We start from the raw sequence: 8,032 nt of genomic DNA, 5'->3' as shown, positions 1-8,032 counted from the left end.
TGGAATCGCGAATGCCGCCAATGCCCAGTTCGTCCCGCGCATCGGGTTCGTTAAAGAGGGAGAGTATCTGCAGGCTACGCTGCGCCGCGGCTGCGTCATGATCAAGCCACGAAAGTTGGGATGCCATGGATCTTTGTCGGTTGATTCTTTTGCTGTCGAAGACGTCGCTCGCGTGGGTCTCTGGATTGCTGTTTGACCAGCAAAGCCCAAGAGTTCTGTCTGCATCTATCGGCAACGTTCTGGTTTCCTTTAATACGCTGGCCTCACAAGCGTCGCCATGTGCGGCGTAGGACAGCCCTGCATGCACTCTGGCATGCTTGCTTACCAGTGGTGACCGACGGGTAGCAGTTGCCATCGTTGCATGCTTTGGCTTGCTGCGTCGCCAGTGCGTCGGCATGAGAGTCAACGATAGTGATGCGCGCAGATGGGCGACCACCAAGAAAAATGAGGATGTGTTTCGTTTTGGAAACTTTGCATTTGCAGATACGAGATTGCCCTTCAGGCCGATCGAGAGACCTGGAACGCAACATACGACGGGCGTTGAGGTGTCACATTGGCGACGTTTTGCACGTACTGCAGCTGGCGATTGTATCTTGCTGTCTATTTAACCAGAGGCGGTTGCAAAGTCGCGGGCCCCGTCCCCATGTGTGCGCTTGCGCTGAAATTCTCCTGGCAGGCTTCTTTGGGAGAGGCGACTATCTTTCCGCCCGTCTCTCGCATCTTCGAGGCCGATAGCGACAGGAGCTCCCGCCGTTACAATGGTAGCCATCGGGTGTTCATGCAATGGAACATTTGAACGAGTCACACGTCGTGCCGCATTTTGTTTGCCGAGAGAAAAATCCAATATGCATAATCGCGCTGCTTTGCAAACGGGGAGTTCCGTGAGACGGATGGGCGTGGACGCCCTGGTTCGATCACTGGCCGTCTCCCAGGACCGACCCTTGATGCTTTTCCTTGGCGCGGGCGCATCGATGACTTCCGGGATGCCTTCCGCAAACCAATGCATCTGGGAATGGAAGCGGGATATTTTTCTTTCGAATAACCCCGGTATCGAGGAACAGTTTAGCGAACTCTCCCTCCCCTCTGTTCGCGACAGAATTCAAACATGGTTGGACAGGCAACGGTGCTATCCGGTCGCCGGTCATCCTGACGAATATGGGGCCTACATTGAAGCCTGCTTCTCGCGCAGTGACGATCGTCGTCGCTACTTTGAAAGATGGGTCAAGCAGTCCACGCCTCACACCGGTTACAGGCTGCTAGCCGAGCTCGCCGCTTCCGGTTTGATTCAAACCGTGTGGACGACAAATTTCGACGGACTCATCGCGCGCGCTGCGGCTGCCACGAATCTGACACCCATCGAAATCGGAGTAGATTCCCAGCAACGACTTTACCGCGCGCCGGGGAAAGGCGAGCTGGCCTGCGTCTCGATGCACGGCGATTACCGATATGATCGACTCAAAAATTCGTCTGGAGAACTCGCCCAAGTCGAAGTCCAGCTTCGTGACTCGCTCATTGAAGCCTTAAGAACACATACCGTCGTTGTTGCTGGATACAGTGGTCGCGACGAGAGTGTGATGCAGGCATTCCATCAATACGCGATATCAGGTCCCGTGCGAACAGATTTGCCGCTGTTCTGGACGCAATACGGCGAGGCCCCGCCTTTGGACACGGTTAATGCCCTCCTCTCGACGAACCACGGCGAGCCGTCCCGCTTCCTCGTTCCGGGCGTTTCCTTCGACGATCTCATGCGGCGGTTGGCGCTCTACCTGTCAAAGGGGCCGGCCAGAGACCGCGTCAATAAGATCCTTGACGAGCATGCGACGACGCCCGTTAACCAGCTCACTGCATTCGGGCTCCCCCCGCTTCCCCCTACGGGCCTCATCAAAAGCAACGCAATTCCGCTGACACCGCCTCAGGAGCTTCTGGAGTTCGATCTGCTTCAATGGCCCGCTTCCGGAACCGTGTGGGCCACGTTGAGGGAGCTTGGCGACAGACACAACTTTGTCGCCGCGCCGTTCCGATCGAAGATTTACGCGATAGCTATGGCCGAAAGTCTGCGCGTCGCCTTCGGCGAGAATCTGAAAGGGGAAATCAAACGGGTCCCCTTGAACGATGACGATCTGCGATACGAAGACGGCGTTATCAACCAGCTTGTCCGCCGTGCGACCGTCCTCGCCTTATCGGCCAAGGCAAATTGCCCGTCAGACGGAGAGTCGTTGATCTGGACATCCGAGAAGGTCGAGGATTTGCGCCTGGACCGGGTCGACTGGAAAGTTCATCAGGCCGTACTGGTACAGATACGCCCGCTCGGAAGCGAGCTGGCGCTCGTCCTGAAGCCCACCCTGTACGTTACCGACCGGAGCGGAGCGATCGCACCCAAGGATACGGAGCGGCTCGTCAAGCAGCGCGTGCTGGGCTACCAGCACAACAAGGAATTCAACGGCGCAACCGAAGCGTGGCGACGTCGCCTCGTGCCTCAGCGCGATTTTCGTGTCCGCTTCCCCGATCATGAAAACGGTATCGATCTGACCTTCTCCGGACGACCGCTGTTTGCGCGAATCACTGACGAGCGCGAGCGTACCGTTTCACTCAGCGCCGCTCAGGAGTCAGCCGCGAGGCAGGCCGGACTTCAACTCGCAGAACCGCGACTGAAATTCGCGCGCAAATCGGCAGCCGGGCTGGCATTCGACACCCATCCCGTCCGAGGCTTGATCAACAACAGGCCGTTCGATTCCAGCCTCACCACGACAGGGATAGCTTCGTCCATCCGGGTCGGGATCATTGCGCCCGCCCGGGACGCTACACGCGTTCACCAGTACCTGTCCCAGCTTCACGTCGCGGCACAGCCGGGGAAGGACGCGGATTATCTCCCGCCGTTTCCAGGTTTCGCGTCCGCCTACCAGTGCCCGATCGAGATCCCTTCGGTTGGTGAACAATCGTTCGTCCAGCTTGACGAGCCGGACAGCATGACACCCTCCTCGGCACGCGCTTTGGCCGGAGCAATCACCAGATCGATTGCCTCCCTGAGCGCGTCGCAGCGTCCCGACGTAACCATCATTTACGTCCCCGATCGCTGGGCTCCGTTGCGCAACTACATGATCGACGATGAAGAGTTCGATCTACACGATTTCGTCAAGGCGGCGGCGATTCCGAAAGGTTGCGCCACACAGTTTGTCGAGGAGGACACCCTCCGTAACACGCAGCAGCAATGCCGCGTGCGCTGGTGGCTCTCGCTGGCCCTGTACGTCAAAAGTATGCGCACGCCGTGGACGTTGGAAGGCCTCAGCGAGAAATCCGCCTATGTGGGTCTCGGATTCAGCGTCAAACGCAAGACGACGCAGAATGCGGGCGCACACGTCGTGCTGGGCTGTAGCCACCTCTATAGCCCGAACGGCATCGGTCTGCAGTTCCGCCTGAGCAAGATCGAAGATCCAATCATGCGCAACAAGAATCCCTTCATGAGCTTCGACGATGCAAGGCGGCTCGGTGAGGGCATCCGTGAACTGTTTTTCGCCGCCCACCTTCGACTTCCTGAGCGAGTGGTGATCCACAAGCAGACCCCATTCCTTCGCGAAGAACGCAGTGGGCTCCAGGCTGGACTCGAGGGCGTTGCGTGCGTCGAGCTACTGCAGATATTCGTTGACGACACGCTACGGTATGTGGCGTCCCATCCAACCTCCGACGGAAAGTTCGAGATCGACAACTATCCCATTCGGCGCGGTACGACAGTGGTCATCGACGATCACACGGCTCTTTTGTGGGTCCACGGCGCATCTACTGCCCTGAATCCCGGAAGACACTATTTCCAGGGCAAGCGGCGAATTCCAGCCCCGTTGGTGATCCGGCGTCATGCGGGCACGACCGATTTGATGACCATCGCAGATGAAGTTCTCGGCTTGTCGAAGATGAACTTCAATAGTTTCGATCTGTACGGGCAACTTCCAGCAACGATCGAAACATCACGGCGCGTTGCGAGGATCGGTGCACTGCTCGATCGATTCTCGGACCACTCGTACGATTACCGTCTGTTTATGTAGAGAAAGAACTCACCGTGTAGAAAGAACTCTAATTTTATTGGTACACTGAACGCGGTGGTCATCCGCGCCGCCCGTACAGAAAGTAGTCGTCAATCTCTGGGTTCTCGCGAGATTATGACCTGCGGGGGATCGGACTGTTTTCTCGCTGGGCGCAGCCCCTCGACCGGCCCGTTGGACTCGCGCGACTGCTTTGAATTGTACTGCGGGCACTACGCCGATCAGGGCAGCGACACCAAGCGTACCCCACACCAGTGTGGCACTCCGTTCCCCGACCGCCAACCAACTGCCAAGATAATTCCTCCAAGCACCGCCGCAGCCTAGGACTGGGGCTGCCAGAATCCGTTAGGAATCCAAAGCCCCTGTCCTTGGTCCGCAAAGCCTCCGTGCAGGTATGAGCGCGACACCCCGGCGTTGAACGTTTCACATCCTCTCGGAAGCTGAATGCAGCCCGGGCAGGATGATCCGACATCGCTGCATATCGGATCAAAGGCACAGTTGAATGCATGCAACGAGGCGTCGTCGAACCAGCGTCTCAAATAGTGCTGAAACAGTGTCAGCAAACCGCCAGCCGTATAGTTCTGGACCGACGTGACATACACGAGGAAAGAAAGATCCATCGGGAACAGGTACTCTGTCAGGCTCTGACTGTCGTACCCGCTGTGGCGCCGCGCAGTCAGCATCAGCGAATGGCTGATCGTGTGCAGGAGGTGAAATGGCGCGGCGGCAGAATGCCCGACTGTCTTGGTGAGCTCGATTGCCGAACCCGGCGCAGATGTCAGGGCAGGACTGCGGGTAAGCAGACAGGCCTGCGCTGCCGCCGCTGACCCGAAACATGCTTTGGGGGGAGGTTCCCAGCCGGCGTGATCGACACACCAGCGCAAAACCTTGACGGGATCAAGCCTGATCCACAATGCCTCGGTTTGTGCGCTGAACGCGTACAGCACGGCTTTTCCCTTTGCCGCCGTCCTGATCCTGTCCTCGAAAGGGTTGAGTTTGACGGCTATCTGATCGGGCTCCCTTTCTGGCTCACGCTTCTCCCGCGTGAAGCCAACCGCGCTCAGGACAACTTTCAGATCCGGAATGTGAGCAATATCCTGGATACCGTAGGTATCGCGAACATCGCTCCAGTCTTGCGCCCGGCTTTCTCCAAGTACCGGGTCGGCCGTTGAGGCAATCAACTGGCTAACACTTTGCCGTCCTACATCATGTCTGAGCAGGACAGCTTCCATGGTTCGACGCTGCTTGATCAGATCCAGCAGGACGGCATCGTCTGGAATAAACTGGCGGACTTCACCGAAGGTTCCTTCCGATGCACCCATTCGGCTAATAAGCTTCGACAGGCGCTCCCTGGCGCTGTCTCGCGACTTATGTAATGCCAGTCCGCCGGCGATCAGGCTGTCCAGCTGGTCTATCTCCGCAAGCAGTTCCTGACGTTGCCGGTCAATGTCGGCCATGTCCTCAGGTCTGGCCTCGCCGCCCTCAAGGATCTGCAGCAATTGCGCCTGTAATGCCTCGCTGTCGATGCGTCCGAGTAGCCCAAGCGCAATACCCTCAGCGAGGTCGCGCGCCCGCCTGTTGATTTGCACTGAATCCTGACCCACGATTTGCATTGAATTCTGACCCACCCGTTGGACCAGCTTTGCGGGTTATTCGGTGGGTATCTGGGTCTTCTTTCTCTCCTTTTTGGGCTGTGTCGTGCTGTTTCTGAAACGATAGCTATCGTTGCCTGTTTCTACAATGTGGCAGTGGTGCGTAAGCCGGTCGAGCAGCGCGGTCGTCATCTTGGCATCGCCAAACACACTGGCCCACTCGGCGAAGCTCAGATTGGTGGTGATGATGATGCTGGTTCGTTCGTAGAGCTTGCTAAGCAGGTGGAACAGCAACGCACCGCCGGTCTGGCTGAAGGGCAGATAGCCGAGCTCGTCCAGCACCACAAGATCGGCATACATAAGTCGTGTGGCGAGCTGTCCGGGCTTGCCCACGAGCTTCTCCTGTTCGAGTGCGTTGACCAGCTCGATGGTGGAGAAGAAGCGCACCCGGCGGCGATGATGTTCGAGAGCCTGCACACCGATCGCGGTTGCCAGATGCGTCTTTCCCGTACCGGGTCCGCCCACCAGGACGATGTTGTGCGCCGAGTCGATAAACTCGCACTCGTACAACTGCCGCACCAGCGCCTCGTTGGCATCGCTGCAGCTGAAGTCGAAGCCGCCGATATCGCGATACGCCGGGAAGCGCGCCACCTTCATCTGGTAAGCGAGTGAGCGCACTTCCCGTTCTGCAATTTCTGCCTTGAGCAATCCGGCAAGCACCAGTGAAGCCGCCTTGTAGGCCGGCGAGTCCTGAGCGGCGAGCTCGCCCAGTGCCTGAGCCATACCGTGCAGCTTGAGTGACTTGAGCATCTGCATCATCACGTCAGGCTGCATGATTGTCCTCGCGGTCTCTTAGCCGATCATACCGGCCGACATTGGCCTGCGGCTCGACGGTCAGCGTGAACGCCTGTGGCGTCTGCAGCGGTGGCACAGGCGGGCTGTCAAGCAGGCGGCTCAGGATGTTCAGCACCGTCTGCTTGTTCGGCGCGCCAGCCTCGAATGCCAGCTCGACGGCAGCGAGCACCATCTGTTCGTCGTGCAGCAGCACGAGCGCCAGAATCTCGACCATCTCCCGGTCGCCCCCCGGGCGCTTGAGCAGCACGCCCTGCAGCTTGCGGAAGCCAGCTGGAAACTCGGTGAAGGGTGCACCGTTGCGAAGCGCTCCCGGTTTGCGCTGCAGGACTGCCAGGTAGTGACGCCAGTCGTAGATGGTCTCGCCGTGGTTGTGGCTGCGGTTGATACGCCGTTCGTGCTCGGCGATCACCTGACCTCCGGCGACGAAGACAAGCTTTGCGGCATACACGCGCAGGCTGATGGGCCGGTTGGCAAACGACGCCGGTACGCTATAGCGGTTGCGCTCGAAGTTCACCAGGCAGGTGGGCGAAACGCGCTTGGTATGTTCGACGAAACCATCGAATGGCTGGCCCACCGGCATCAGGTGTGGACGCTCGGCCGCCCACGCATCCCAAATGGTCGTGTCGTGCTCCGGGTGCCGCGTCTGTTGCCACAGCAGCACGCACTGGTCGGCCAGCCAGTCGTTAAGCGCGGCGAGCGAGCCGAACGCCGGCGCTTTCTGCCAAAGCCGGTGACGGCTGTCCTGGACGTTCTTCTCTATCTGCCCCTTCTCCCAGCCCGAGGCGACATTGCAGAACTCGGCGTCAAACAGGTAGTGACTAACCATCGCGCTGAAGCGCGCGTTGACCTCGCGCACCTTGCCGGGTCGCACTCTGTCAACGGCGGTCTTCATGTTGTCATAGATGCCGCGGCGTGGAATGCCGCCCCAGGCGACGAACGCGTGATAGTGCGCGTCGAACAGCATCTCGTGAGTCTGAAGCAGGTAGGCGCGCAGGAAGAAGGCGCGGCTATGGCTGAGCTTGAGCTGTGCGACCTGCAGCTTGGTGCGCTCGCCATTGATAACGGCCCAGTCCTCGCTCCAGTCAAACTGGAACGCTTCGCCAGCGGCAAACCGCAGCGGCACGAACGTTCCCCGTCCCGTTGTCTTTGCCTGCTCGTGCTGCTCCTGCCGCCAGCGCCGAGCGAACGCCGCCACCCGGTCGTAAGAGCCGGTGAAGCCGAGCGCGCACAGATCTGCGTGGATCTGCTTCAGGGTTCTTCGCTGCTTGCGGGGCCGGTTCGCTTCGGTCTTCAGCCAGCTCGAGAGCTTCGCAGCGAACCCGTCGAGCTTGCTGGGACTGTGTCGTTCCGGATAGGCGGGCAGGACCGTACCGGCCCGAATGTAACGCCGGACCGTGTTTCTCGACACGCCCAGTCGTTTGGCAATCTCGCGCAACGAGACATGATCGCGAAAGTGCCAGCGTCGGATGATGCTCAATATAGCCACGTCGATCACTCCGTTCCCCTGCCCGTTCCCGAGCAGGTCAGTGTTCTACGTGGGTCAATATTCGA

The 8,032-nt window shown here is 59.0% G+C and carries 5 protein-coding genes; 2 read left to right on the top strand and 3 right to left on the bottom strand.

The features are described from left to right. Together BGRAMDRAFT_RS35765 and BGRAMDRAFT_RS32025 are read left to right on the top strand one after the other, a co-directional pair. Positions 1-196, top strand: a 196-nt coding sequence (locus tag BGRAMDRAFT_RS35765) for a hypothetical protein (protein ID WP_232292402.1), incomplete at its 5' end; no start/stop codon positions are given. Positions 197-944: 748 nt separating this feature from the next. Next, on the top strand, positions 945-4,037 hold the full coding sequence (locus BGRAMDRAFT_RS32025; protein WP_006053074.1) for an SIR2 family protein: 3,093 nt from the start codon (positions 945-947) through the stop codon (positions 4,035-4,037). Positions 4,038-4,354: 317 nt separating this feature from the next. Here BGRAMDRAFT_RS32025 and BGRAMDRAFT_RS32020 read toward each other — a convergent pair whose 3' ends face one another. From BGRAMDRAFT_RS32020 to istA, 3 genes are read right to left on the bottom strand one after another with little or no spacing between them, the layout of a single operon-like run. Continuing rightward, on the bottom strand, positions 4,355-5,647 hold the full coding sequence (locus BGRAMDRAFT_RS32020; protein ID WP_006053073.1) for a hypothetical protein: 1,293 nt from the start codon (positions 5,645-5,647) through the stop codon (positions 4,355-4,357). A gap of 36 nt (positions 5,648-5,683) precedes the next feature. Then, complete coding sequence (gene istB / locus BGRAMDRAFT_RS32015) at positions 5,684-6,460, bottom strand: IS21-like element helper ATPase IstB (RefSeq protein ID WP_006046815.1); 777 nt, start codon at positions 6,458-6,460, stop codon at positions 5,684-5,686. Continuing rightward, entirely contained in the window at positions 6,450-7,976 is a 1,527-nt protein-coding gene (gene istA / locus BGRAMDRAFT_RS32010; RefSeq protein WP_044020054.1) for an IS21 family transposase, read from the bottom strand. The genes istB and istA overlap by 11 nt, the downstream gene beginning before the upstream one ends. Positions 7,977-8,032 lie beyond the last annotated feature (56 nt).

Origin of the sequence: Paraburkholderia graminis C4D1M, from assembly GCF_000172415.1 — a bacterium.
GTDB lineage: Bacteria > Pseudomonadota > Gammaproteobacteria > Burkholderiales > Burkholderiaceae > Paraburkholderia > Paraburkholderia graminis.
The sequence above is the reverse complement of the archived record's forward strand: the minus strand, read 5'-3'. Positions and strand labels throughout refer to the sequence as shown.

Excerpts from the sequence above, each read along its gene's own strand:
- BGRAMDRAFT_RS32025 (WP_006053074.1), top strand. The coding sequence starts at position 945 with ATGCTTTTCCTTGGCGCGGGCGCATCGATGACTTCCGGGATGCCTTCC.
- BGRAMDRAFT_RS32020 (WP_006053073.1), bottom strand. The coding sequence starts at position 5,647 with ATGCAAATCGTGGGTCAGGATTCAGTGCAAATCAACAGGCGGGCGCGC.
- istB (WP_006046815.1), bottom strand. The coding sequence starts at position 6,460 with ATGCAGCCTGACGTGATGATGCAGATGCTCAAGTCACTCAAGCTGCAC.